Annotated in this window: 21 protein-coding genes; 13 read left to right on the top strand and 8 right to left on the bottom strand. The window is 62.3% G+C overall.

The annotated features are described in order from the left end of the window. Nucleotides 1-19 precede the first annotated feature (19 nt). A complete protein-coding gene (locus CHC01_RS17740; RefSeq protein ID WP_158596892.1) occupies nt 20-988 on the top strand; it encodes a Bug family tripartite tricarboxylate transporter substrate binding protein in 969 nt (322 codons plus the stop codon). 45 nt (nt 989-1,033) lie between these two features. Here the strand turns inward: CHC01_RS17740 and CHC01_RS17735 are convergent, their stop codons facing one another. Genes CHC01_RS17735 through CHC01_RS17715 form a run of 5 tightly spaced genes read right to left on the bottom strand, consistent with a single transcriptional unit; the run spans nt 1,034 to nt 6,106 of the window. Beyond that, nucleotides 1,034-2,008 carry a sugar ABC transporter substrate-binding protein gene (locus CHC01_RS17735; protein ID WP_089265518.1) on the bottom strand — a complete coding sequence of 325 codons (975 nt, stop codon included), beginning with the start codon at nt 2,006-2,008 and terminating at the stop codon, nt 1,034-1,036. Between the two features lie 54 nt (nt 2,009-2,062). Next, complete coding sequence (locus CHC01_RS17730) at nt 2,063-3,043, bottom strand: ABC transporter permease (RefSeq protein WP_089265517.1); 981 nt, start codon at nt 3,041-3,043, stop codon at nt 2,063-2,065. Continuing rightward, nucleotides 3,040-4,017 carry an ABC transporter permease gene (locus tag CHC01_RS17725; protein WP_210421679.1) on the bottom strand — a complete coding sequence of 326 codons (978 nt, stop codon included), beginning with the start codon at nt 4,015-4,017 and terminating at the stop codon, nt 3,040-3,042. Before CHC01_RS17725 ends, CHC01_RS17730 begins: the two co-directional genes overlap by 4 nt. After that, the gene (locus CHC01_RS17720; protein ID WP_089265735.1) at nt 4,014-5,585 is read right to left on the bottom strand and encodes a sugar ABC transporter ATP-binding protein; all 1,572 of its coding nucleotides are present in this window, start codon (nt 5,583-5,585) and stop codon (nt 4,014-4,016) included. Before CHC01_RS17720 ends, CHC01_RS17725 begins: the two co-directional genes overlap by 4 nt. Nucleotides 5,586-5,641: 56 nt before the next feature. Next, nucleotides 5,642-6,106 (bottom strand): RidA family protein, encoded by a 465-nt coding sequence (locus CHC01_RS17715; RefSeq protein WP_158550404.1) that lies wholly within the window; start codon nt 6,104-6,106, stop codon nt 5,642-5,644. Between the two features lie 165 nt (nt 6,107-6,271). Between CHC01_RS17715 and CHC01_RS17710 the strand changes: the two genes are divergently transcribed. Continuing rightward, nucleotides 6,272-6,790, top strand: a complete 519-nt coding sequence (locus CHC01_RS17710; RefSeq protein WP_089265515.1) for a MarR family winged helix-turn-helix transcriptional regulator — start codon at nt 6,272-6,274, stop codon at nt 6,788-6,790. A 91-nt stretch (nt 6,791-6,881) separates the two neighbouring features. Here CHC01_RS17710 and CHC01_RS17705 read toward each other — a convergent pair whose 3' ends face one another. Then, nucleotides 6,882-8,033 (bottom strand): LacI family DNA-binding transcriptional regulator, encoded by a 1,152-nt coding sequence (locus CHC01_RS17705; protein ID WP_089265514.1) that lies wholly within the window; start codon nt 8,031-8,033, stop codon nt 6,882-6,884. A 190-nt stretch (nt 8,034-8,223) separates the two neighbouring features. On the opposite strand from CHC01_RS17705, the gene CHC01_RS17700 reads away from it, so the two are divergent. The 10 genes from CHC01_RS17700 to CHC01_RS17655 all read left to right on the top strand — a co-directional run bounded on the left by CHC01_RS17700 (nt 8,224) and on the right by CHC01_RS17655 (nt 18,745). Then, nucleotides 8,224-9,303 (top strand): maleylacetate reductase, encoded by a 1,080-nt coding sequence (locus CHC01_RS17700; RefSeq protein WP_089265513.1) that lies wholly within the window; start codon nt 8,224-8,226, stop codon nt 9,301-9,303. Continuing rightward, nucleotides 9,300-10,667 carry an amidohydrolase family protein gene (locus CHC01_RS17695; RefSeq protein ID WP_089265512.1) on the top strand — a complete coding sequence of 456 codons (1,368 nt, stop codon included), beginning with the start codon at nt 9,300-9,302 and terminating at the stop codon, nt 10,665-10,667. Before CHC01_RS17700 ends, CHC01_RS17695 begins: the two co-directional genes overlap by 4 nt. Further along, entirely contained in the window at nt 10,664-11,581 is a 918-nt protein-coding gene (locus tag CHC01_RS17690; protein ID WP_089265511.1) for an NAD(P)-dependent oxidoreductase, read from the top strand. The genes CHC01_RS17695 and CHC01_RS17690 overlap by 4 nt, the downstream gene beginning before the upstream one ends. A gap of 9 nt (nt 11,582-11,590) precedes the next feature. Then, nucleotides 11,591-12,475, top strand: a complete 885-nt coding sequence (locus tag CHC01_RS17685; protein ID WP_089265510.1) for an intradiol ring-cleavage dioxygenase — start codon at nt 11,591-11,593, stop codon at nt 12,473-12,475. 59 nt (nt 12,476-12,534) lie between these two features. Beyond that, on the top strand, nt 12,535-13,935 hold the full coding sequence (locus CHC01_RS17680) for an FAD-linked oxidase C-terminal domain-containing protein (protein WP_089265509.1): 1,401 nt from the start codon (nt 12,535-12,537) through the stop codon (nt 13,933-13,935). Continuing rightward, nucleotides 13,932-15,470, top strand: coding sequence for a sugar ABC transporter ATP-binding protein (locus CHC01_RS17675; RefSeq protein ID WP_176454619.1), 1,539 nt, complete (start codon nt 13,932-13,934; stop codon nt 15,468-15,470). The genes CHC01_RS17680 and CHC01_RS17675 overlap by 4 nt, the downstream gene beginning before the upstream one ends. After that, a complete protein-coding gene (locus CHC01_RS17670; RefSeq protein ID WP_089265508.1) occupies nt 15,463-16,413 on the top strand; it encodes an ABC transporter permease in 951 nt (316 codons plus the stop codon). The genes CHC01_RS17675 and CHC01_RS17670 overlap by 8 nt, the downstream gene beginning before the upstream one ends. Beyond that, nucleotides 16,410-17,384: an ABC transporter permease gene (locus CHC01_RS17665; RefSeq protein WP_089265507.1), complete on the top strand. Its 975-nt coding sequence runs from the start codon at nt 16,410-16,412 to the stop codon at nt 17,382-17,384. Before CHC01_RS17670 ends, CHC01_RS17665 begins: the two co-directional genes overlap by 4 nt. 36 nt (nt 17,385-17,420) lie before the next feature. Further along, nucleotides 17,421-18,392, top strand: a complete 972-nt coding sequence (locus tag CHC01_RS17660; protein WP_089265506.1) for a sugar ABC transporter substrate-binding protein — start codon at nt 17,421-17,423, stop codon at nt 18,390-18,392. Between the two features lie 65 nt (nt 18,393-18,457). Then, nucleotides 18,458-18,745 carry a YciI family protein gene (locus tag CHC01_RS17655; protein ID WP_089265505.1) on the top strand — a complete coding sequence of 96 codons (288 nt, stop codon included), beginning with the start codon at nt 18,458-18,460 and terminating at the stop codon, nt 18,743-18,745. 127 nt (nt 18,746-18,872) lie between these two features. Here the strand turns inward: CHC01_RS17655 and CHC01_RS17650 are convergent, their stop codons facing one another. Then, a complete protein-coding gene (locus tag CHC01_RS17650) occupies nt 18,873-20,510 on the bottom strand; it encodes an isocitrate lyase (RefSeq protein WP_089265504.1) in 1,638 nt (545 codons plus the stop codon). A gap of 146 nt (nt 20,511-20,656) precedes the next feature. Here CHC01_RS17650 and CHC01_RS17645 point away from each other — a divergent pair, with 146 nt between their 5' ends. Continuing rightward, a complete protein-coding gene (locus CHC01_RS17645) occupies nt 20,657-22,096 on the top strand; it encodes a helix-turn-helix domain-containing protein (RefSeq protein ID WP_089265503.1) in 1,440 nt (479 codons plus the stop codon). Nucleotides 22,097-22,102: 6 nt separating this feature from the next. On the opposite strand, the gene CHC01_RS17640 is transcribed toward CHC01_RS17645, so the two are convergent. Next, a complete protein-coding gene (locus CHC01_RS17640) occupies nt 22,103-23,602 on the bottom strand; it encodes an ATP-binding protein (RefSeq protein ID WP_089265502.1) in 1,500 nt (499 codons plus the stop codon). Between the last annotated feature and the right edge of the window lie 51 nt (nt 23,603-23,653).

The following is a 23,653-nucleotide window of genomic DNA, read 5'->3' as shown; positions in this document are numbered from 1 at the left end:
TTCTTTAAGGGAGAAAATGATGGATCGCCGACACTTCATGATCGGCTCTGGCCTCGCCGCGACTGCGGCGCTGATGGGCAGCGGAGCCATTGCACAGACTTATCCGAACCAGCTCGTGCGTATTATCGTGCCGTTTTCGGGTGGCAGCCTCACCGACATCCTTGCCCGTTCGGTGGCCGAGAAGCTTGCTGCGAAGTGGAAGCAGCAGGTCATCGTCGAGAACAGGCCCGGCATCGCCGGTGTCAGCAGCGTCGCCAAAGGCCCGACCGATGGCTCGCAGATCATGCTGACCTCGAACGGCCACAGCGTGATCGGCGTGGTCAACAAGAACCTCAACTTCGATCCGATCAAGGATTTCGCTGCGATCAGCCGCGTCGGATCGACGCCGTCCATCCTGATCGTGCCGCCGGATGCGCCGTTCAAGACGCTGGCCGAACTGATCGCTGCGGCAAAGGCCAAGCCGGATTCGCTGAGCTACAGCTCTGCCGGCGTCGGTAGTTCCACCGGTATCGCCGCCGAACTGTTCAGGCATCTCACGCAGACCAAGATGGTGCTGATTCCGCATCGCGGACTGCCGGAATCCCAGATCAGCATCATGCGCGGCGACACCTCGGTTGCCTTCACTTTCTTCGGCGTCGGTGGCGACCTGATCCAGTCGGGAAAGTTGCGCGCACTGGCAGTCACCGGCAAGAGCCGCATGGCGCAACTGCCTGATGTACCAACCTTCGCCGAGGCAGGGCTCCCCGAATTCACCTACGATAGCTGGTTCGGCATGCTCGCCGCCGCGGCGGTGCCGAAGCCCATCGTCAGCCAGATCGCGCGCGATCTCGCCGAGGCGCTCAGCGATCCGGCCCTGATCAAGCAGTTCGCCGCGCAGGGCGCCGACATCGCCAGCTCGACGCCGGAAGCGTTCGAGGCCGAATTGCGCAGCGATGCGGAGCGTTATGGCAAGCTCATCGCGATGTCGACGGACGGGGCGGCCAAGTAAGAAGGCGGGCCTGCAGCACGCGACGCGTCTGCAGGCCCGTTAGCGCTACTTCGCGATATACGCGTCCGGCGTCGGGCAAGTCCGGTCCTTGTAGGGGACGAGCCACGGCGCATAATTGGCCTTGGTGATGATCGCACCGGGGATCGTGATCTGCTTCGGCGCACTCTGGCCGCGAATGGCATTCAGGCCGACCGCGGTGGCGACGCAGCCGATCTTGAAGCCGTCGAACTCTGCGATTGCCAGCAGGCTGCCGGCCTTCACGGCTTCGACAGCCTCCGGCACGCCATTGATCGAGACTACCGCGACGTTCTTGCGGCCGGCGGCATTGAGCGCCTCGATCGCGCCGAGCGCGGACGCGTCGGCAGCGGCGATCACGCCGTCAATGGTGCTGAACTGCTGGATCAGGTTTTCCATCGTCTGCATGCCGAGCAGGCGCTGGAAGTTGGTGGGCTGCGAGGCAAGTATCTTGATGCTCGGATAGTCCTTGGCCGCGGCGTCGAAGCCGCGCTTGCGTTCGTCGCCCGTAGTGGAACCCTTGACGCCTTCGAGGATCACCACATTGCCCTTGCCGCCGAGATGGTCGAACAGGGTCTTGGCAATGTCATAGCCGAGCTTGTAATCGTCCTGACCGATGAAAGACAGGAACGGCGCGTCGCCGCCGCGGTCGTTGTAGTTGATGATCGGCAGGCCGGATTCGATCAGGCGCTTGATCGTCGGCAATTGCGCCTTGGCGTCGATTGGCATGAATAGCATCAGATTGGGCTTGGTCACGCCGACGTCTTCGAGCTGCGACATGCCTTCGGTGATATTGTTCGGCTTGGTCGGCGTGTAATATTTGACCGTCGCGCGCATTTTCTCCGCCATCTGTGCGACGCCGGCGCGCACACCCTCGAAATGCGGGTCCACCTGGTTCTTCGTGAAGGCTGCAATCACTTCGCCATCGGCGCGCACCGCCGAATTGAACAGGGTGCCGCAAATGACGGCGGCAAGAACGCATCGGATAGATCTGGTGGTTCGCATGATGGCCCCTCTGGTTGTGAATGACGAGACTGTGGTGAACTGGTGATGCCGGGTCTATCCGCTCCCTGATCGGCGTCGGCTGATGACGAGATCCGCAATGATGGCGACCAGGACGACGCCGCCGTTGACGAAGGGATGCCAGGTCGCTGCAACATTCAGCAGATTGAGGCCGTTGACGATGATGGTGAGCAGGATGGCGCCAAGCACGGTGCCGACGATGTTGCCGTTGCCACCGAACAAGGATGTGCCGCCGACCAGAACTACGGCGATAGCAGGAAGCAGCAACGGCTCGCCGATTCCGGGCTCGGCGGCATTGAGGCGTGCGAGATAGACGAGAGACGCGATGCCCGCCGTCAAGCCGCTGAGCACATAGAGCAGCAGCCGACGACGCTCGACCGGGACGCCGGACAGCAGCGCGGCGGTCTGGTTGGCGCCCATGAAATACGCCTCGCGGCCGAAGGTCGTGCGGTGCAGGAGGATGCTGCAGGCGAGACAGACCACAAGCGTGATCCAGATCGGCAGCGGAACGCCGAGGAAGAAGCCGGTGCCGAAATAGCGAAACGACATCGGCATGCCGTAGATCGTCTGCCCGGCCATGAACCAGTAGGCGATGCCCTGCGCCACCCACAGCATGCCGAAAGTCGCAAGGAAAGGCGGCAGCTGCAGGCGGTTGATCATCAACCCGTTAGCGTAACCGATCAGTGTGCCGGCGCCGATGGCGACCGCAACGCCGTACCACGGATTGCCGGTGGTCTTGATCGCGGCTGCGGCGAGACAGGCCGACAGCGTCAGATTGGCGCCCACCGACAGATCGAGCCCACCGCCGATGATGACGAGTGTGAGGCCGGACGCGACGAGAAACAGCAGGCTCGCCTGCCGCAGCATGTTCAGCAGATTGCTCACCGACGCGAATCCCGGATCGACCGCGGTCAATGCGCCGGCGATCAGAACGATCAGCACGAACCGGCCGAGCAGGGCCGCAGCGTCGGGCGACAGGGACGATGGGCGGATATCGAGCGTTGCCGGGATCGTCATGCCGTACGCCTCACGAATTGCTTGCGCGCCTGGTCGATCAGCAACGCGAGGATGAGCAGGATGCCGATGCACACGACCTGCAGCGACGAGTCGATGGACAGAATGTTGAGCCCATTGCGCAGCACGGTGATGGCAAGCGCGCCGAGCACGGCACCGAACAGCCAGCCCTGTCCTTTTTCGAAGGAGGTGCCGCCGAGCACGACTGCGGCGATCGCCTCGAACTCCATGCCGATGCCGACGGTCGGATGCGCTGAATTGGTGCGTCCGATCAGCAACACCGCCGAAAGGCCGATGATCGTGCTGCCGAGCACATAGACGGCGAGGTGCACGAGATTGGCGCGAATGCCGGCGAGACGCAGCGCGTCCTTGTTGCCGCCGATGGCGATCACGTAGTTGCCGAGCCGAGTGCGATATAGCAGTAGCCACAGCGCGGCATAAAGGGCGGCCGCGATCGCGATCGGCGTCGGAATGAACCAAAGCTGGGAGCGATAGAAGGTTTCAATGGCAGGCGTGAAACCGCCGACCGGATCTCCATTGGTGAGCACCAGCGCAATCCCCTGCATCAGCCCCATGGTGCCGAGGGTGACGACAAAGGCAGGGAGCGACAGATAGGCGATCAGGATGCCGTTGAGGGCCCCGAAGGCAATGCTCACCGCCAGCGTCGCCGCACAGGCGGCGAACACGCCCCATCCGGCAAGAAGCGCCTCGGCGACGATGACGCCGCTCAGCCCGAGCAGAGCTCCGGCCGACAGGTCGAGGCCCTCGGTCATAATGATGAGCGTCATCGGCAGGGCGAGCATCAGCAGTAGCGAGGTCTGCAAGCCGACATTGATGAGGTTGGTCTGGGACACGAATCTCGGATTGATGATCGTGAACAGCACCAGCATCAGGATCAGCAAGAGGCCGGCGCCGGGGATTGCGCTAAGGAACTGGCCCATGCTGGACCTGCGCTGCAGCTGGATCGTCACGCTCATTGATGCACCGCCAGTTCGAGGATGGCCCGCTCGGTTAGCTGGTCGCCGGCGAGATGCCCGACGATGCGATGGTCGCGCATGACATAGGCGCGGTCGCAGAGCTGAACGAGCTCCGGCAGTTCCGAACTGATGACGACAACACCGGCCCCGCCATCGACCAGTTGATCGATCAGGCGATAGATTTCGGCCTTGGCGCCGACATCGACACCGCGCGTCGGTTCGTCCAGCAGAAACAGTTTGGCTCCCGCGGCCAGCCATTTGGCCAGCACGACCTTCTGTTGATTGCCGCCGCTGAGGGTGTGGACGCTCTGGCGCGTGCCATGGGCGGCAATGCCGAGCTGTGCGATCAGCCCGCGTGTGTCCTGCTCGGCTTTGGCCGGTGAGAACCAGCCGGAGGCGAAGCTGCGCCACAACGAGGCGACCGTCGCATTGTCGCGGACATCGAGTGGCAGCGCCAATCCCTCCCGTTTGCGATCTTCCGGGAGCAGGGCCATGCCCGCACGCACCCGTCTGTCCAGTGTGGCCGGCGTGCGCGATCCGAACAGAGCGATCTCGCCGCTCGCGATTGGATCCGCGCCGAACAAGGCGCGAACCACTTCGGTCCGGCCGGACCCAACGAGGCCGGCAAGCCCCACCACCTCGCCGGCGAGAATTTCGATGGAGATGTCCGACAGTTTGGCCGTGTTCACATCCCTGGCGAGCAGAACGGGCTCGCCGGGCGGGCGCGGCGTCCGTGCGAGTTGCGATCCCGATGGTCGCCCGATCATCGCGCCGACCATCTCGGCCTGGCTTTTCTGACCGCGCAGCACGCTGGTCACGACGGCGCCGTCACGCAGGATGGTGATGCGATCGCCGAGCATCTGCACCTCCTTCATGCGGTGGGAGATGTAGACGATGGCGACGCGCTTTTCTGTCAATCGCGCGATGGTTTGAAACAGGCGATCTGATTCACGCTCGGAGATCGCCGCCGTCGGCTCGTCCATCACGAGCACCCGCGCGTTCTGCGAAAGCGCCTTGGCGATCTCCACCATCTGCTGCTGGGCTACGCCGAGATCGGCGGCGTATGCGTGGGTGTCGTAGTCGAGGCCGAGATCGTCGAGGATGGTCCGTGCGGCTGCATGCATGGCCGCGGAATCGACGAGGCCGAAGCGACTGAATGCCGCTTCGCGACCGAGAAAGATGTTCTGCGCGATGTCCAGATACGGGATCAGCGAGAATTCCTGGAAGATGACGGCGATACCAAGCGCGCTGGCATCGGCCGGGCGGGCGACGGCGACCCGCCGGCCCTCGATCTCGATATAGCCGCGATCGGCCGCATAGGCGCCGTACAGCGTCTTGATCAGCGTCGACTTTCCCGCACCATTCTGGCCGAGGATGACATGGACCTCGCCGGCATAGACGTCGAGCGATACGTTCTTGAGCGCATGCACGCCGGGAAAGGATTTGTCGATACCGACCAGACGCAGCAGCGGTGCATCGGCCTCGCTTCCGGGCGCCCGCGACGCAGACCCCTTTGGGGTGTGCAGCGAGCGGTCCCCTTGCTCATTTTGATTTTCAGTGCCGTGCATCATTGTCGGCCTCGTTCGGCCCGATGACCCGGGGCAGGCGGGAGGTCACGTCCGGTCTATTTTTGCACGGGAATGGCGGCGATCATGTCCAGCTCGACACGGGCGCCCTGGGTCGAGAGCTGGTTGATGCAGATGGTGGTGCTGGCCGGCGTCCAGTCGCCGAAATATTCCTTCATCACCTTCACCATACCGTCCTGGTCCCGGATGTCGGTCAGGTACTTCGTCACCTTGACGATGTCGGTCCAGGTCAGCCCTTCGTGATCCAGGATCGACTGGATCGTTTGCATGGCGCGGTGGGTCTGGTCCTCGATCGAATTCGGATGATCGTGCTCCTCCAGAACGTGGGGATGCTTGTGATAGAGTGGCGAGGGCGTTGCTCCGGAAATGAACAACATCCCGCAGGGCACTTCGACACGGATCGCTGGCGCATAAGGCATGTCCGGCTTCCGCTCCGGCATCGTCTGGATTTCCTTGACGTGCGGATTGGTGGGCGAGGTCGCAAAGGCCGGCTTGGCTGTCATGATCATTTCCTCGATGGCGGGCGTTGGTAAACCTCGTGACCTTCTCGCGAGGGGGCATCCGGTCAACCCGTCACGAAGCGTGAGGTCAAACTATCTTTGAGTCAAGATAAAATATCTTGGCGCAAAGATAGATGAATTTGCATATAGTCGGTGCCCCGTGCCTATATGCTGATCAGCATGACTACCGATTCGATTGATGAGATCATTGCCGGCTGGAGCCGGCGGCGGCCCGACCTCGACGCCGGTCACCTCGACGTCGTCGGCCGGATTGTCCGGCTGTCCGTGCATATGCGCAGCGCCATCGAGCCCGCGCTCGAGGAGCAGGGCTTCAATTGGGAATTGTTCGACCTGCTCCTGACGATTTACCGTCGGGAGGCCGATGACAGTATCGGTGTTCGACCGACTGACCTCTATGCGGAGTGCCTGCTGTCGTCGGGCGGGCTCACCGCGCGGCTGCGGCGTGCCGAGCAGGACGGCTTCATCGTCAGGCGCCAGGATCCTGAAGATGGCCGTGGCGCGCGGATCACGCTTACGGCCAAGGGGCGAAATTCCGTCGACAAGGCGATTGCCCAGCACTTCAAGCTGTCCCGTTCGGTCGACGAGGTGCTGATAGCCAACGAACGTCAAACGCTCACGCGGCTGCTGCGGAAACTTCTGATTTCGGTCGAGAAGCCAGATTTGTAACGGATCGCGTCTGAGCGCCCCGTTCTCGGCAAACTCGGATCAGTCGCCGACACTTTTCCATGTCACCGCCGCAGCGTGCGTCAGGTTTGGCTTAGCTTTGTCGGTGCTGTATTCTGACTTCTCTTTTGGCCGCGTCAGAAAAATCTGACGAACGTGTCTTGGTCGGCAGCTTGATCGCGGCGACAGAATCCCGCGCAAGCAAAACCGGCTTCAGTACGATCCGATCGTTTTGAACCGGCGTTCCCTTGATCATCGCAATAAGGATGTGAGACGCCTGCGTTCCCAGTTCCGCAGTCGGTGTACTGATGGTCGTCAGCGCCGGTGCTATCGCATCCATGAACAGCATGTCGTTCATGCCGACCAGCGAGATGTTGCCGGGACATGAAATGCCTTTGTTTCTCAGGTGCCGAAGGCAGCCTACGGCCAGCATGTCGTTGCCAGCCACAATCGCCGTAATATCGGGGTTCTCCGTCAGCAAACGCTCGCAAGCGAACTCGCCTTCCTCGACCGTAAAGGCCTCACCGAATACGGCAGTGGGCGCAACTCCGTCTTGAGCCAAGACTTTGCAAGCGCGCCGAAAGCCGCGATAGCGGTGGTAACCCGTCGACACATTTTGCGGGCCGCCGACATGAGCAATTTGCCTGTGCCCACACTCGGCGAGATGATGAACCGCCAGTTCCATTGCCTTCGCGTCGTCGACCCGGACGCTCGGAATGAATTCGCTTTCAGGATCGCGAAACACCGCGACGACTGGAATATTCGCCTCGACGCAGGCTGCGATGCCGGGATCGTTTCGCTCGAAGGTCGCGACGATCAGCCCCTCGACGCCTTGCTGGATGAAACGATCGATCAGCGCGGCCTGCCTGAGCGGATGGTTGTCGGTATTGCCGACGATGGTGACGTATCCAATCTCGGCGAACCGGTCCTCAATCGCCCGCACTATGGGGGGATGGACGGGGTCACCAAGGTTCGAAACAATAACGCCGACGGTGCGAGATCGCTGGGTCCGAAGCGCCGATGCCATGGCGTTGGCCCGATATCCCAGCTTCTTCGCGCAAGCTTCGACGCGCTCGATCATTTCTGGGGAGATCAGGTGGCGCTTCTCGGGATTGAGCCCGCGCGACACCGTTGACCAATGGACGCCAGCACACTTCGCGACATCAATGATTGTCTTACGCGACGACCGCTCCTGAAGCGCGGGTGACGTCTTCTTGGTGTTCTTGGTTTTTTTGGGCATCGCCATCCAGCCTGCTCGCGCGCGTCGTCGTATCCGCTAACGATCACGTGAGAATGCCTCATCTTGCACAAATTGACAAACGTGTGCAGAGTTTCTTGACAAACGTGTGCACGGGAATGATGGTAGTGAAAATCCGTTGCATGCCTTGGTGCAATGCAGCAGAAGCGCCCTAACGGCGTCGACGATCAGGGATGGAATGATGGAGAGCTTCGTCTATCAGGCGGCGCCCATGCGGGTCGTCTTCGGCTCGGGACGGCTGGCAGATCTGGCCGCCGAGCTCGACCGACTCGGCGTTAAGCGCGCACTCGTTCTGACGACAGCCCAGCAGAAATCTCACGGCGAGCAGATTGCCGCCTTGATCGGTGACAGAGCGGCGGGCGTCTATGCCGGTGCGGTGATGCATACGCCGGTTGATGTGACCGAACTTGCGATGCAGCAGGTCAAGGCTCTGCGGGCCGACGGCATCGTCGCGGTGGGCGGTGGTTCGACCATCGGGCTAGGCAAGGCGATCGCGCTACGGACCGACCTGCCGCAAATCGTCGTACCGACCAGCTATGCCGGGTCCGAAATGACGCCGATCCTGGGTGAGACCCGCGAGGGACTGAAGACCACGCAATCGAGCCCGAAGATACTCCCCGAAACGGTCATCTACGACGTCGACCTGACGCGCACATTGCCGCCTGCATTTGCCGTGACATCGGGCGTCAATGCAATCGCTCACGCCGTCGAAGCGCTCTATGCGCGCGACGCCAATCCGGTCGTGTCGTTGATGGCGGAAGAGGGCATTCGCCTGTTCGCCGGCGCGCTGCCGAAGCTTGCGGCTGGCGAGGACAACGCGGCGGCACGCGATGATGCCCTGCGCGCTGCCTGGTTGTGCGGCGCCTGTCTCGGCGCCGTCGGCATGGGTCTGCATCACAAGCTCTGCCATACGCTGGGCGGCGCGTTCAATTTGCCACATGCCGAAACCCACACGGTGATCCTGCCGCATGCGATGGCCTATAATGCTCCCGCCGTGCCGGTTGCGGCGGCTCGCGTCGCGCGCGCGCTTGGCGCCGGACAGGCCGCGCAGGGACTGTTCGATCTTACGCAGGGACTTGGCGCCAAAGTCGCGCTGCGCGATCTGGGAATGCCGAAGGACGGCATAGAACGCGCCGCCGACCTTGCCGTCAGCAATGCCTACTGGAATCCGCGCCCGCTGGAACGCGATGCCATCCGCGATCTGATCGCGCGGGCCTGGGCGGGCGATCCTCCGGTCATGGCGGAGGCGTTGCGATGACGGCGATGCGCACGCTCATCAAATCCGCCACCATCCTGACGATGGATGACAAGATCGGCGACCTCGCGCAGGCTGACCTGCTGGTTGATGGCGATCGCATCGTGGACATCCGGCCAGGCCTGGATGCCGCTGATGCAGAGATCGTTGATGGTCGTGGCCGCATCGTCATTCCCGGCCTCGTCAACGCGCATATGCACACGTGGCAGACCGCCTTGCGCGGCTTCTCCGCGAACTGGACGCTTCCCGAATATTTCCGCCGGATGCATGCGGGACTGGCCACGGTCTTCCGTCCCGAGGATATTCATATCGGCACGCTGATGGGCGCGCTGAACCAGATCAATTGCGGCACCACCACGCTGGTTGACTGGTGTCACAACAACCCAACGCCTGCGCACAGTGATAGCGCCGTCGCGGCGCTGAAAGAGAGCGGCATCCGTGCCGCCTTCTTCCACGGCTCGCCGAAACCGGAGGCGGCGCCGGGGCAGCCGCACTTCTCTGAGGTTCCGCATCCGCGCCATGAGGTCGAGCGCTTTCTGGCAGGGGCACTGTCTAGCCGCAGTGATCGCGTCACGCTCGGGCTCGCGATTCTCGGCCCGCATTATTCGACTATGGATGTTGCCATCCATGATTTCGAACTGGCGCGTGAGTTCGATCTGATTGCCTCGATGCATCAGGGCGGAGGCCCGGCCAAGACGCCGGGTGGCTGGGCGAAGCTGATTGCAGCCGGTCTGGTCGGTCCCGGCATCAACATCGTGCACGGCAACGATCTTCCCGACGATCTGCTGCGTCAGCTTGTCGATCTCGGCGTGTCGTTCTCGGTCACGCCAGAAAATGAAATGAATCAGGGCCATGGCTACCCGATCACCGGGCGGCTGTTGAAGCTGGGATCGCGGCCATCGCTCGGAGTCGATCTGGAATCCGTGTTGCCTGGCGACATGTTCAACGTTGGCCGCATCGCGCTGTCGATGCAGCGCGCGCTCGACAACGCCGCGAGCCGGCAGGCCACGGGCGCCATTCCGGCGGCCACCACGATCACGACGCGTGCGGCCTTGCGCTGGATCACCATCGAGGGCGCCCGCATGCTCGGGCGTGAAGACATCATCGGCTCGCTCACGCCGGGCAAGAAGGCGGATCTGGTCGTCATCAATGCCACCGACCTCAACCTCTGGCCGGTCCATGATCCGGTTTCTACGGTCCTGATGCAGTCCAGCATTGCCAATATCGAGGCGGTCATGATTGACGGCATCTGGCGCAAGCGAGGCGGACGCCTGCTGGCGGAGAACCTCGACCACAAAAAGAATGAACTCGAGCGATCAGGCATGCGCATCGTCTCCGAGATCGAACGTCAGGAGAAAGCGGCATGACAACCCCGTCGAGAGATCAAGCACAGGCCGTGGCCTGGATCGGTGTTGGCAAGATGGGCTTGCCGATTGCCGGGCGCATGGTGGAGGCGGGTATCCGCGTCACCGGCTACGACCCGGGCCAGCAGCGCATGGCGTTGGCGCAGCAGCTTGGGCTTCAGACGGCTAACTCCGCGGCGGACGCCGCTGCAAACCACTCGATCATCTTCACATCGTTGTCCGACGATGCGGCGCTGCGTGCGGTATTGCTCGGGTCTGACGGCCTGCTGAACAAGCTGGCACGTGGTGCGGTTCTGATCGAGACGAGCACGGTCAGCGCCGAAATATCAGCGGAGGTTGGCGTCGCGGCGGAGGCAACGGGTGTTGCCTATCTGCGCGCGCCGGTGTCCGGCAATGCAGCGATCGCGCATACCGGCGCGCTGACCTGCTTCGTGTCGGGACCGCGCGATGCGTTCGATGCGGTTCAGCCGGTGCTGGCGACGTTCACCCGCGCGCAAACCTATCTCGGCGTGGCTGAAGAGGCGCGATTTGCCAAGCTCGCGGTCAATCTAATGATCGCGGTGTCCGCCGGAATGATGGCCGAAAGCCTCGCGCTGGCGCGCAAGGGCGGAATCTCCTGGCCGGATATCCTCAAGGTCCTGGACGATAGCGCGATCGCCTCGCCGATGGTCAAGTACAAGACGCCGCCACTAGCCACGCGCAACTTCGATTCCACTTTCTCGTGCCGGCAGATGGCCAAGGATCTCGACCTCATCATCGGCGCCGGTCATCACGTCGGCGTGCCGCTGCAACTCGCAGCGCAGGTGCGGGAAATCTACGGATCACTTATCGCACAGGGCGATGGCGAATCCGACTTCATCGCCACCGTGCGCCACGTCGAGCGACTGTCGGGTCTCGGCGAGCCGAAGCTTGGGTGAGGGAAGGCCATGCGGAATTTCAACGCGAACACCATCACCGACGCCGTGCTCGATCGCATCACGGATGCTGGCCAGCCGCGGATCAGGCAGATCAGCGAGGCGCTGGTACGCCATCTGCATGCCTTCGTCCGGGAGATTCGGCCGACCCAGAGGGAGTGGGAGCAGGGCATCGAATTCCTGACGCGTACCGGTCACATGTGCGACGATAAGCGCCAGGAGTTCATCCTGCTTTCGGATACGCTCGGGGTGTCGATGTTGGTCGATGCTATCAATCATGGTGCCGAAAAAGGTGTGACGGACACGACCGTGCTCGGGCCGTTCTTCGTCCAGGCGGCCCCGGAGAAGAAGCTTGGCGAAGACATCTCCGGTGGCATGGAGGGCGATCCGATGATCGTGACGGGATCGGTCTCGACGCCGGATGGCAAGCCGATCGCAAATGCGACAATCGACGTCTGGCACTCCGACGACGACGGGTATTACGATGTTCAGCAGCTCGACAAGATCGGCGATCTAGCGATGCGTGCGCGGTTTCATGCCGATGCCGAGGGCCGTTTCCGGTTCTGGTCGATCAAGCCAGCGGCCTATCCGATCCCGCATGACGGGCCGGTCGGCGATATGCTCACGGCTCAGGGGCGTCATCCGTGGCGGCCCGCCCATGTTCACTTCATGATCTCGGTACCTGGCTTCGAGCAACTGGTGACGCATGTGTTCGTCGCGGGCGACAAGTATCTCGACTCCGACGTCGTCTTCGGCGTCAAAGATACGCTCATTCGCGAATTCGTCCGGAAAGATGCCGGCGAAGCTCCCGACGGGCAGATGCAGAACACGCCTTACTATCATTTGAATTACGATTTCGGTTTGAAGCCAGACGCCAACAAGGCGCATGCTGTCTAGCTAACAATGCGCATCACGGGCCGCAGAGCCTGAGCGCTGATATGGAAGGGGAGGATGCTATGGGAGCGCCAGTGAGCGCCGAGACGGCCGTGGTCCGTCTGAACGAGATCATTGGGGCGCGCGCGACGATCGCGCGCGGCGTGCTCGATGATCACGGCCGCAGCGAGGCCTATCACGCCAGTCGTCCACCGGACGTCGTGGTGTTTCCGGAGACCACGCAGGAAGTCGCTGAGATCGTGAAGCTCTGCGGCGAACTCCGCATGTCGGTCGTTCCATTCGGCGCGGGTACTTCACTCGAAGGCAATGCAGCATCGGTGGCTGGCGGTGTCTGTATCGATTTTGCGCGGATGAACCGCGTGCTCCGGGTGCATGACAAGGACCTCGACGTCGTCGTGCAGCCTGGCATCACCCGCAAGCAGCTCAACGCGCATCTGCGCGACACCGGATTGTTCTTTCCGATCGATCCCGGCGCCGATGCGTCGATCGGCGGCATGACCTCGACGCGCGCGTCAGGGACCATGGCCGTCCGCTACGGCACCATGAAGGATAATGTGCTGGCGCTCGAAGTCGTGTTGCCGGATGGGCGGGTGATCCGCACCAGCCAGCGCGCCCGTAAATCGTCAGCCGGTTACGATCTCACCCGGCTGTTCGTCGGCTCCGAGGGTACCCTCGGCGTGATCACCGAAATCACGCTGAAACTTCATCCCTGGCCGCAGGCGATCTCGTCCGCGGTCTGCAGTTTCGGGCGGCTCGATCAAGCCATCGATGCCGCGATCGAAGTGATCCAGTCGGGCATTCCCGTCGCGCGGATGGAACTGCTGGATGAAGTCATGATGCGCGGCATCAATGGTTATTCCAAACTTGGCTATCGCGAGGCGCCGACGCTGTTCTTTGAATTCCACGGCACCGAGGCGAGTGTCGCGGAGCAGGCCGAACTGGCGGAGGCGATCGCCGCCGAACATGACGGCCAGGGCTTCCAATGGGCGCGTGCGGCGGAAGACCGGACGAAGCTGTGGCATGCCCGCGATAACACGCTTTATGCGGGTCTCAGCCTGAAGCCGGGCGCCAAGGCCATGATTACGGATGTCTGCGTGCCGATCTCACGGCTGACGGAATGTCTGACCGAAACGCGCCGGGACATCGATGCCAACGGACTGATCGCGCCCGTGGTGGGCCATGTCGGCGACGGGAATTTCCATCTGCTGATCCTGATCGATCAGGATAATGCCGACGAGGTCGCGCGTGCCAAGGCGCTGCACGCGCGGTTGGTGGCGCGGGCGATCGCGATGGAGGGCACCTGCACCGGCGAGCACGGCATCGGCACCGGCAAGATCGGATTCCTCCAGGACGAGCTCGGCGACGCCGTCGATATCATGCGTGGCATCAAGGCGTCGATCGATCCGAAAGGCATGATGAACCCCGGCAAGATCTTCTTGCCCAATGCACCGGTGCTGGCATGACGCAGCTCGCTCAGTCCAAGGCTGCCATGTCGATTGTTCAGGCGGCGCCGCCGCTGTTCGAACTGCGCGGCATCTCCAAGGAATTCCCGGGAGTGAAGGCACTCGACGATGTGTCGTTCTCGGTGTGGCCAGGCGAGGTGCACATGCTGCTCGGCGAGAACGGAGCAGGCAAATCGAGCCTGATGAAAGTGCTGTGCGGGGCCTATCGCGCCGATCACGGCTCGTTCCACTACAACGGCGAGACAGTCGAGATCGCGTCGCCAGCTGATGCGCAGAAGCTCGGCATCGCCGTCATCTTCCAGGAATTTTCGCTGGTCCCGTATCTCGACATCGCGCAGAACATCTTCCTTGGACGCGAGCCGGCAGGACGTGTTCCCGGCACGATCGATCGCAAGAAAATTCTGGCCGATGCCAAGCGCGTGCTGGATTCGATTGGATTCGACATCGATCCGGCAATCCGGATCGAGAAGCTGGGCGTCGCCCAGCAGCAGATGGTGGAGATTGCGAAGGCCATCAGCCAGAACGCGCGAATTCTCGTGATGGATGAGCCAACGGCGGCGCTGTCCGATCGCGAGACGGAATTGCTGTTCGCACTGATCGCGCGGCTCAAGGCAGACGGCGTCGCCATCATCTACATTTCGCACCGCATGGCGGAGGTGTTCTCGCTCGGTGACCGCATCACGGTGCTGCGCGATGGGCGTCGTATCGATGAAGTGAAACCCGGTGCCGTGTCATCGGACGATCTGGTCCGTATGATGGTCGGTCGCAGCGTCGATATGAGCTACCCACGGACCTTCGCCCAGATTCCTGGCAGGGTCATGCTCGAGGTGAGGGGCCTCTCTTCTGCCTCGGGTATTGCGGGCATCGACCTGGTGGTGCGGCAAGGCGAGATCGTGGGGCTGTGTGGGCTGGTCGGCTCGGGGCGCACCGAAGTGGTGCGGGCCATTTTCGGAGCCGACAGGGCGACCGCGGGACAGATCCTGTTCGACGGCCGGGAGAAATCCGGCGGTCCGGACGAAGCAGCCAGACTGGGGCTCGCGCTGATTCCGGAAAGCCGCAAGGCCGAAGGTCTGGCTCTGATCCGCTCTGTCGGAGACAACCTGATCGTTTCCGCGCTACGCAAGATTTTTCCGCGTGGCTTCTTCGATCAGGGGAAATCCAGGCAGGTTGCCAATGATCTGATCCGGCAGTTGAGGATCGCGACTCCATCGGACAAGCAGGCCGTGGGTCTTCTGTCCGGCGGCAACCAGCAGAAGGTCGTCATCGGGAAATGGCTGGCGGCCGGCGCCAAGCTGTTCATCTTCGACGAACCGACACGGGGCATCGACGTCGGAGCCAAAGCCGAGATCTTCGCGCTCATCGACCGACTGGTCGCGGATGGTGCCGCTGCGCTGATGATCTCGTCGGAGCAGGCGGAAATCTGCCACGTCTGCGATCGCGCCTATGTCATGTGCGACGGACGGATCGCGGGTGAACTGGCTCGCCACGAACTGAGTGAGGAAAACATCGTGAAGTTGGGGATGCATCATGCGTGAACAAGCGATGGTATTAAACACCAATCCGCTTCAGCGGATTCCCGGCGTTGCCGTCATGCTGGTGCTGCTATGTGTTGTCTTCAGCCTGATGACGCCCGGCTTCCTGACGGTGCCGAATATCTCCAACGTGCTCGTCCAATCGACGATTCTGTTGATGCTGGCGCTTCCGATGACGCTGATCATCATGACCGAAGGTCTCGACCTGTCGATGGGCGCAGTGCTGACGCTGACCTCGCTGATCGTCGCCATCGTCGCTTTGGCCACTGGCTCGCTGCTGCTCGGTCTGCTTGCGGCAATGGCCGTTGGAATCTTGTTCGGGACGGTCAACGGCTGGCTGGTGGCCGTTGTCGGCATTCCTCCCTTTGTCGCCACGCTGGGTACACTCGGGATGGCGCAGGGGCTCTCGCTGATCGTCAGCGATGGCCAGAGCGTCGTCGGCATGCCAGCGGCCGTTCGCGGCGTCTATTCCGGAACGCTCGGCGGCGTTCCGCTTCCGATCGTGCTGGGGCTGGGAAGCTACCTTGCCTTCCACGGATTGCTCTACCACACGCGTTTCGGGACTTACATTTTCGCGCTCGGCGGCAACCGTGAAGCGCTGAAATTCGCCGGTATCTCGGCACGTCGCTTGCTGATCCTCGTCTACGCGCTCGGCGGCGCCATGGTCGGTCTGGCCGGTCTCCTGATGACCGCGCGGATGAACTCCGGGCATCCGACCGCTGGCCTCGGTCTCGAGTTCGATGCCATCGCTGCGGTTGCCGTCGGCGGCACGTCGTTCGAACGCGGCAATGGCTGGCTGCTCGGCACCTTGCTCGGCGTGGTCACCGTAGGCGTGTTGCGCAACGGATTGAATCTGCTGGCGCTGCCGTCTTCGATCCAAGTGGCAAGCGTCGGCTTGCTGGTGATTGCAGCATTGTTCGTCGATGGATTGCGGAGCCGATCATGACCGATATCTCAAAGCCGATCACGGGCGGCAGAATGTTGCTCTCAGACGAGATGATCCAGGTATTCTATCGCCTGCTCGCCGCATTTCTGATCTGTGCGGCGCTGACCATCCTGACCAACTCGTTCTTCAGTCTCGGCAACATCCTCAACGTCCTGCGTCAGGCGAGCCTGCTGTTCTTCATTGCGTCGGGCCTGACCCTGGTGGTGCTGACAGGTGGCCTCGACCTTTCGATCGGCGCCAATGTCGCGATCTCCGCCTGTATTGCCGGAACGGTGATTCATCAGACGGGCTCGCCGACCTTGGGGGTACTGACAGGCATCGGCGTCGGTGGCGCGGTGGGGATGCTGAACGGCGTGATGGTGACGGCGCTTCGAATCCCATCTTTCATTGCGACCTACGGGATGCTGTGGGTGCTGCACGGCATCACTTATTGGTACATGGGCGGAGAGACCATGCACGGCTTCCCGGCTGGCTTTCGTCAGATCGGCAGCGGCTATTTTCTCGGTCTTCCGATCCCGGTCTATCTGTTGCTGGTCTTCCTCGCCATTGGAACCATTTTCGCGCAGCGCACCACGTGGGGACAGGAAATCTATGCCATCGGCGCCAACCCGGTTGCGGCGCGGTTGTCGGGTATTCCCGTCGCTCGCCGACTCCTGCTGGTCTACACAGTGTCCGGCGCGATGGCCGGGCTCGCCTCGATCATCTTTCTTGCGCGATTGAACTCTGCCGAAGCCGACATCGGCGAAAGCCTGACACTGCCGGCGATCGCGGCGGTTCTGATCGGGGGCACCTCGCTGTTTGGTGGTCTCGGAACGGTGTTCGGCACGTTCGTCGGCGCACTCATTTTGACCCTGGTCCTCAATGGCATGAACCTGTTGTCGGTCAACGCGAGTTGGCAGCCACTGGTGACAGGCGTCATCGTCATTCTGGCAGTATGGCTGGATATGAAAACACGGCGCCGTGCGGCGTAAGTGTTCGATCTTAAAAACAAAACGGAGGGAACGACTATGAAGAAAGCCTATGGCGCGCTTGCTGCACTGCTTCTGACGACATCACTCTCATCCCACGCCGTCGCTGACGGCGAGACGATCGCGGTGTTTACCAAAAACCAGACCAATCCTTACTTCCAGACAGTACGAGTCGGGTCCGACGCAGCCGCCAAAGCGATGAAGGCAAAGACGCTGCATTACATCCCGACCAAGCCGGACAGCATTCCGGAGCAGCTCAGCCAGATTGAGGACGTGGTGGTGAAGAAACCGTCGGCGATCGTCTTCATCCCGGTCGACTACAAGGCGATGGTCCCCGGCGTCGAGAAGATCAATGACGCAAAGATCCCGGTCGTGAACGTGACGGATCGTTCCGCCGGCGGCAAGTTTGTCGCCTTTGTCGGTGCCGACGATTATAGTCTGGGTCTCGAGACCGGGCGCTATCTGCTGAAGACGCTTGGCGGCAAGGGCAATTTCGTGATCATTGAGGGCGTCAAAGGGTCCTTGACGAGCATCGACCGCGTCCGCGGCTTCAACGACGCCCTGAAGGAAAGCCCGGGGGCCAAACTGCTTGCGTCGCAACCCGGCAACTATCAACGGCTGCAGGCGCTTCAGGTCATGGAGAATCTCATGCAGTCGAATACTCAGATCGACGGTGTGTTGGCTGCCAATGATGCGATGGCGATCGGTGCGATCGAGGCGCTCGATGGTGCCAATCGCAAAGCCCAGGTCATCGGCGTCAATGGTACCAAGGAGGCAATCGACGCGATCAAGTCCGGGAAGCTGCTGGCGAGCGGCGACTACAATGGTTTCATGCAGGGATGCCTCGGCATGATGATCGCCATTCGTTCGCTGCGCAACGAGCCGGTGATCACCGAGATCGTTCTCAAGCCCACGGTGATCGGCAAGGAGAACTATCAGCCCTACGACGTGCCGCTGGAATCGCGGACCTGCCCGAGCTGGGACGAGGCTGCTAAGCTCGGCACCAAATAATATCTTCGACACTTCAGGCGGTCGTCGCAGGTCGGCGGCCGTCTTCTGTCTTTCAGGAGCTACGCATGCTGTTTGCCATCCATGCCGTCGATCATGCCGGGGCGCTCGACAAACGCTTGTCTCACTACGAGGCTCACAAGGCCTTTTTGTCCGACACCTCGGCCTATGACGTGACGATCGTCATGTCCGGTCCGCTGACAGCCGATGACGGCCAGACCATGATTGGCAGTCTGTTTCTCGTCGAGGCCGCCGACCGCGCGGCGGTCGAAAGATTTCATCATGCCGATCCGTTCTTTGCCGCCGGCATCTGGCAGACGGTCACGATTACCGGCTTCCTGCGCCGACAGGGATAACCGGAATGGAGGCCGGCGCCCTGCCTGTCGGTGAGGCAGTCGTTCGGCATTTGTACACCGACAACGACATCAGCCCGGGGTCTGATGGGACCCCGGGCTGGTTTTACGATGAGCTGAACCGTAACGATTAGCCGAACTGGTTCATCGTGTTGTGCGCGCCGCCCGCCTTCAGGGCTGCTTCACCGGCGAAGTATTCCTTGTGCTCGTCGCCGATGTCCGAACCAGCCATGTTCTGATGCTTCGCGCAGGCGATGCCTTGACGGATTTCCGCGCGCTGGACGTTCTTGACGTAGCCCAGCATGCCCTGTTCGCCAAAATACTCCTTGGCGAGGTTGTCGGTGGACAGCGCAGCCGTGTGATAGGTCGGCAGCGTGATCAGGTGATGGAAGATGCCGGCACGCTTGGCTGAATCAGCCTGGAATGTCCGGATGAGCTCGTCGGCTTCGACCGCCAGCGGCGTGCTGTCGTACTCCACCTTCATCAGTTCGGCGCGGTTGTACTTGCTGACATCCTTGCCGGCTTCCTTCATTGCGTCATAGACCTGCCAACGGAAGTTGAGCGTCCAGTTGAACGACGGCGAGTTGTTGTAGGCCAGCTTCGCATTCGGGATCACCTCACGAACGCGATCGACCATCTTGGCGATCTGCTCGATGTTCGGTTTCTCGGTTTCGATCCACAAAAGGTCGGCACCGTTCTGTAGCGAGGTGATGCAGTCGAGCACGCAGCGGTCCTGACCCGTGCCTTCGCGGAACTGGTAGAGATTGCTGGCCAGACGCTTCGGGCGCATCAGCTTTCCATTACGCGTAATGACGACGTCGCCGTTGCCGATCTTTGAAGCATCGATTTCTTCGCAATCAAGGAAGCTGTTATACTGGTCGCCGAGGTCGCCCGGCTTGTGGCTGACGGCGATCTGCTGCGTGAGGCCAGCGCCGAGCGAGTCGGTGCGGGTGACGATGATGCCGTCTTCGACGCCCATTTCGAGGAAGGCGTGACGGCAGGCGCGGATCTTCGCGAGGAAGACTTCATGCGGCACGGTAACCTTGCCGTCCTGATGGCCGCACTGCTTCTCGTCCGAGACCTGGTTCTCGATCTGCAGCGCACAGGCGCCGGCTTCGATCATCTTCTTGGCGAGCAGATAGGTCGCTTCAGCGTTGCCGAAGCCGGCATCGATATCGGCGATGACGGGAACGACGTGGGTCTGGAAGTTGTCGATCTTGTTGATCAGTTCTTCTTCCTTTGCCTTGTCGCCAGCCTTGCGAGCGGCGTCGAGGCTGCGGAAGATGTCGTTGAGCTCGCGCGAGTCAGCCTGACGCAGGAAGGTGTAGAGCTCCTCGATCAGAGCCGGGACCGAAGTCTTCTCGTGCATCGACTGATCCGGCAGCGGGCCGAATTCCGAACGCAGCGCCGCGATCATCCAGCCCGAGAGGTACAGGTAGGTGCGGTCGGTGGTGCCGAAATGCTTCTTCACCGAGATCAGCTTCTGCTGCGCGATGAAGCCATGCCAGCAGCCGAGCGACTGGGTGTACTTGGTGGTGTCCGCATCATAGGCGGCCATGTCGGCACGCATCAGCGACGCGGTGTAGCGTGCGACATCGAGGCCGGTCTTGAAGCGGTTCTGCAGGCGCATGCGTGCGACGGCCTCGGCGGTCACGCCGTTCCAGGTGTCCTTGGTCTTGAGCAGCGCCGACGCCGCCTCGATTTCGCTCTGATAGGAGCCTGTGCCGAGGATGGTCTGGTTGCTGATCCCGCGTGGCTGGAAGTTCATTTTCTCGATTCCTTTGGCTGACGAAAACCTATCCTTGGTTGTAATCGCGGGATCGCCAGCCGCTAGACGGAACGCAGATAACTTGTCATACTTTACAAACTGAACGTGTAAGGCTGTAAAGTAGTTACAAGGTATTGGAGTGTGCGATGGCCGCCTCGGCAGGTCGTTCGGTGTTCATGGGGCCGCGAATCCGGCGGCTTCGGCGCGATCTGGGCCTGACCCAGGCCGATATGGCGGCCGATCTGGAAATTTCGGCCCCTTATGTCGCTTTGCTGGAGCGTAACCAGCGGCCGATGACGGCCGACATGCTGCTGCGGCTGGCCCGTACTTACACGATCGATCTCGCCGATCTCGCCGGCGATGGCGGTGCCGACAATACGGCGCGGATGCAGTCGATCCTGAAAGAGCCGATGTTCTCGGACATCGATATCCCTGCGCTTGAAATCAGCGATCTCGCGGTGAGCTATCCCGGCATGGCCGAGGCTTTTCTGCGCCTCTACACGGCCTATCGCGAGGAGCAACTCGCGCTGGCGGACCGACGCGCGCCGGCGCTCGCGGGCGGTGCATTGCAAGCGGGTAGCGAGGGCTACGATGCCAACGATCCCGTCGCCGAGGTCCGGCGTTTTCTCGCCGCACGCCGGAACAATTTCGCGGGCCTCGATGATGCCGCCGAGCGCCTCGCGCAGGCGACGTCAGGCCCGAGCGGTTTCATCGAGCGTCTCAAGACCCGACACAAGCTACAAGTGCGCTATCTGCCGCCGGACGTCATGCTCGGCTCGGTGCGACGACTGGATCTGCATCGGAAACAATTACTACTTGAGGACTCGCTCGATACCGCAAGTCTCAATTTCCAGCTGGCGCAGCAACTCGTCTATCTCGAAATGGAAAACGAGATCGGCACCGCGCTCGAAGACGGCCAGTTCACCACCAAGAGTGCCGAACTGCTGGCGCGCCGGGCGCTCGCAGGCTACGCCGCTGCGGCGCTGATCATGCCCTATGCGGCTTTCGCGCGCGCCGCCGAGACGCGGCGCTACGATCTAGAAGCGCTGGCGCGCCAATTCGGTGCCAGCTTCGAACAGACCGCGCATCGCATCACGACCTTGCAGCGGCCGGGTGCCGAAAAAGTCCCGTTCTTTCTCATCCGCGTCGATCCCGCCGGCAATATTTCCAAACTGCTCGACGGTGCAGGCTTTCCGTTCGCGAAGCACGGCGGTGCGTGCCCGTTGTGGTCGGTGCACGACGTTTTCAAAACGCCGCGCCAGATCGTCACGCAGTGGCTGGAATTGCCGGATGGCCAGCGCTTCTTTTCGATTGCCCGCACCGTCACGGCTGGCGGTGGTGGTTACGGCGCACAACGCGTCGAGCGCGCCATCGCGATCGGTTGCGCAGCCGAACATGCCGGCCAGTTGATCTATACGCGCGATGCGTCGGCACCGCGTGCGGATGCTCCAACACCGATCGGCGTCGCATGCCGTGTCTGTCACCGTCCGCGCTGCGCCGCGCGTTCGGCGCTTCCGATCGGGCGCGAGTTGTTGCCCGATGATTTCAGGACGCTGAACGTTCCGTTCGGCTTCTCGGCGGACTGAAACGGCTCAGGCCTGCTCGGCCGCAGCTTCCTCGGCATTGGGATCGCCGGGCGCCGTAGCCCACGCCAGTTCGACCAGCGTCACGATGCGCCGACCGGCGCCATCAAGCTGGCACACGATGAGGCCCTGCTCCTCGATATAGTTCAGCAGGCGCTGTGCACGGCGCAGCGAATGCGAGCCGTAGGCGCGGGCGATCGCGGCATTGCTCGGGCAGGGCCAGCCTTCCTTGGCGGCGCGGGCGATCATCATGAAAACGCCCTGCATATCCTCCGGCAGAATCGAGGCGCGGACCGAGACGTCCTGCCACCCGTCATCTTCTGTCATGTCGGAGCCGAGCCCGGCGCGGGCGCGGGTCAGCATGCGGCGAAAGTCGTCGAGGTCCGGCACGGCGGCACCGAGACCCTCGATGCGGCAGCGGACCACGAATTCCTGATAGAGCACGCCGACCACCCGGAAGCCTGCGTCGGGCTCCGCCATCAGGGCCTGCAACACGCGGTCGACGCGCATGCGCCGCTCCGCCAGTTCCTCGGCGCTGATCGGCGTCTCCGCCACGTCCGGCCGAATTTCCAGCGCTGCGGACTTCGCCGCCATGAGCTGGCCAAGCAGATCCGGCGATGACGGTGCGCGGCGCTGCGGCCGGACCGGCTCCGGCGGGGGCGCTGCGAGAATCGTGGCGCGGACGTCGTCGAGTGTGGCTTCCGGCAGCGGCATCAGGCGTGGGGTCGCATTGCGCGGACTTGTTTCGGTGACACCGATGCGCAGGCCCAGCGGACGACGGGAGAGGGCGGGACCCAGCGCCATGAACTGGCCGCGCTCGAGGTCGCGGAAGGATTCGGCCTGCCGTCGCTCCATGCCGAGAAGATCGGCGGCGCGTGCCATATCGATATCGAGGAAGGTGCGACCCATCAGGAAATTCGACGCTTCGGCCGCGACGTTCTTGGCGAGCTTCGCCAGTCGCTGTGTCGCGATGACGCCGGCAAGGCCGCGTTTGCGGCCGCGGCACATCAGGTTGGTCATGGCGCCGAGCGATAGCTTGCGGGCTTCGTCGGACACCTCGCCCGCGACGGCCGGGGCGAACAGCTGTGCCTCGTCCACCACCACGAGCATCGGATACCAATGGTCGCGAGGCGCGTCGAACAGCCCGCCCAGAAAGGCGGCGGCGCGGCGCATTTGATTCTCGGCATCCAGCCCTTCGAGATTGAGCACTGTGGAGACGCGGTGCATGCGCGCGCGCTCGCCGGCGACCTGCAACCCGCGTTCGGTATGCGCCTCGGCATCGATCACCAGATGACCGAATCGCTCCGCCAGCGAGACGAAATCGCCTTCAGGGTCGATGATGGTTTGTTGCACCCATGGGGCGCTCTGTTCGAGCAGCCGGCGCAGCAGATGCGATTTTCCGGAACCCGAATTGCCCTGTACGAGCAGACGCGTCGCCAGCAGTTCCTCAAGGTCCAGAGCCGCCGGGGCGCCTGACGTCGTATGCCCCATCTCGATCGCAACGGTCATGTCTCGACTCAGGTCTCCTTGTAGAGAGGGCTTACCAACCCGGCCACAGCG

It is taken from the genome of Tardiphaga sp. OK246, assembly GCF_900188215.1.
In the GTDB taxonomy this organism is placed as follows: domain Bacteria; phylum Pseudomonadota; class Alphaproteobacteria; order Rhizobiales; family Xanthobacteraceae; genus Tardiphaga; species Tardiphaga robiniae.
Note: the sequence above shows the minus strand (reverse complement) of the source record. Positions and strands in the feature narration are given on the sequence as shown.

Excerpts from the sequence above, each read along its gene's own strand:
- CHC01_RS17735 (WP_089265518.1), bottom strand. The coding sequence starts at position 2,008 with ATGCGAACCACCAGATCTATCCGATGCGTTCTTGCCGCCGTCATTTGC.
- CHC01_RS17695 (WP_089265512.1), top strand. The coding sequence starts at position 9,300 with ATGACGGCGATGCGCACGCTCATCAAATCCGCCACCATCCTGACGATG.
- CHC01_RS17655 (WP_089265505.1), top strand. The coding sequence starts at position 18,458 with ATGCTGTTTGCCATCCATGCCGTCGATCATGCCGGGGCGCTCGACAAA.
- CHC01_RS17650 (WP_089265504.1), bottom strand. The coding sequence starts at position 20,510 with ATGAACTTCCAGCCACGCGGGATCAGCAACCAGACCATCCTCGGCACA.
- CHC01_RS17665 (WP_089265507.1), top strand. The coding sequence starts at position 16,410 with ATGACCGATATCTCAAAGCCGATCACGGGCGGCAGAATGTTGCTCTCA.
- CHC01_RS17670 (WP_089265508.1), top strand. The coding sequence starts at position 15,463 with ATGCGTGAACAAGCGATGGTATTAAACACCAATCCGCTTCAGCGGATT.
- CHC01_RS17730 (WP_089265517.1), bottom strand. The coding sequence starts at position 3,043 with ATGACGATCCCGGCAACGCTCGATATCCGCCCATCGTCCCTGTCGCCC.
- CHC01_RS17660 (WP_089265506.1), top strand. The coding sequence starts at position 17,421 with ATGAAGAAAGCCTATGGCGCGCTTGCTGCACTGCTTCTGACGACATCA.
- CHC01_RS17645 (WP_089265503.1), top strand. The coding sequence starts at position 20,657 with ATGGCCGCCTCGGCAGGTCGTTCGGTGTTCATGGGGCCGCGAATCCGG.
- CHC01_RS17680 (WP_089265509.1), top strand. The coding sequence starts at position 12,535 with ATGGGAGCGCCAGTGAGCGCCGAGACGGCCGTGGTCCGTCTGAACGAG.
- CHC01_RS17675 (WP_176454619.1), top strand. The coding sequence starts at position 13,932 with ATGACGCAGCTCGCTCAGTCCAAGGCTGCCATGTCGATTGTTCAGGCG.
- CHC01_RS17725 (WP_210421679.1), bottom strand. The coding sequence starts at position 4,017 with ATGAGCGTGACGATCCAGCTGCAGCGCAGGTCCAGCATGGGCCAGTTC.
- CHC01_RS17700 (WP_089265513.1), top strand. The coding sequence starts at position 8,224 with ATGATGGAGAGCTTCGTCTATCAGGCGGCGCCCATGCGGGTCGTCTTC.
- CHC01_RS17690 (WP_089265511.1), top strand. The coding sequence starts at position 10,664 with ATGACAACCCCGTCGAGAGATCAAGCACAGGCCGTGGCCTGGATCGGT.
- CHC01_RS17740 (WP_158596892.1), top strand. The coding sequence starts at position 20 with ATGGATCGCCGACACTTCATGATCGGCTCTGGCCTCGCCGCGACTGCG.
- CHC01_RS17640 (WP_089265502.1), bottom strand. The coding sequence starts at position 23,602 with ATGACCGTTGCGATCGAGATGGGGCATACGACGTCAGGCGCCCCGGCG.
- CHC01_RS17710 (WP_089265515.1), top strand. The coding sequence starts at position 6,272 with ATGCTGATCAGCATGACTACCGATTCGATTGATGAGATCATTGCCGGC.
- CHC01_RS17685 (WP_089265510.1), top strand. The coding sequence starts at position 11,591 with ATGCGGAATTTCAACGCGAACACCATCACCGACGCCGTGCTCGATCGC.
- CHC01_RS17705 (WP_089265514.1), bottom strand. The coding sequence starts at position 8,033 with ATGGCGATGCCCAAAAAAACCAAGAACACCAAGAAGACGTCACCCGCG.
- CHC01_RS17715 (WP_158550404.1), bottom strand. The coding sequence starts at position 6,106 with ATGACAGCCAAGCCGGCCTTTGCGACCTCGCCCACCAATCCGCACGTC.
- CHC01_RS17720 (WP_089265735.1), bottom strand. The coding sequence starts at position 5,585 with ATGCACGGCACTGAAAATCAAAATGAGCAAGGGGACCGCTCGCTGCAC.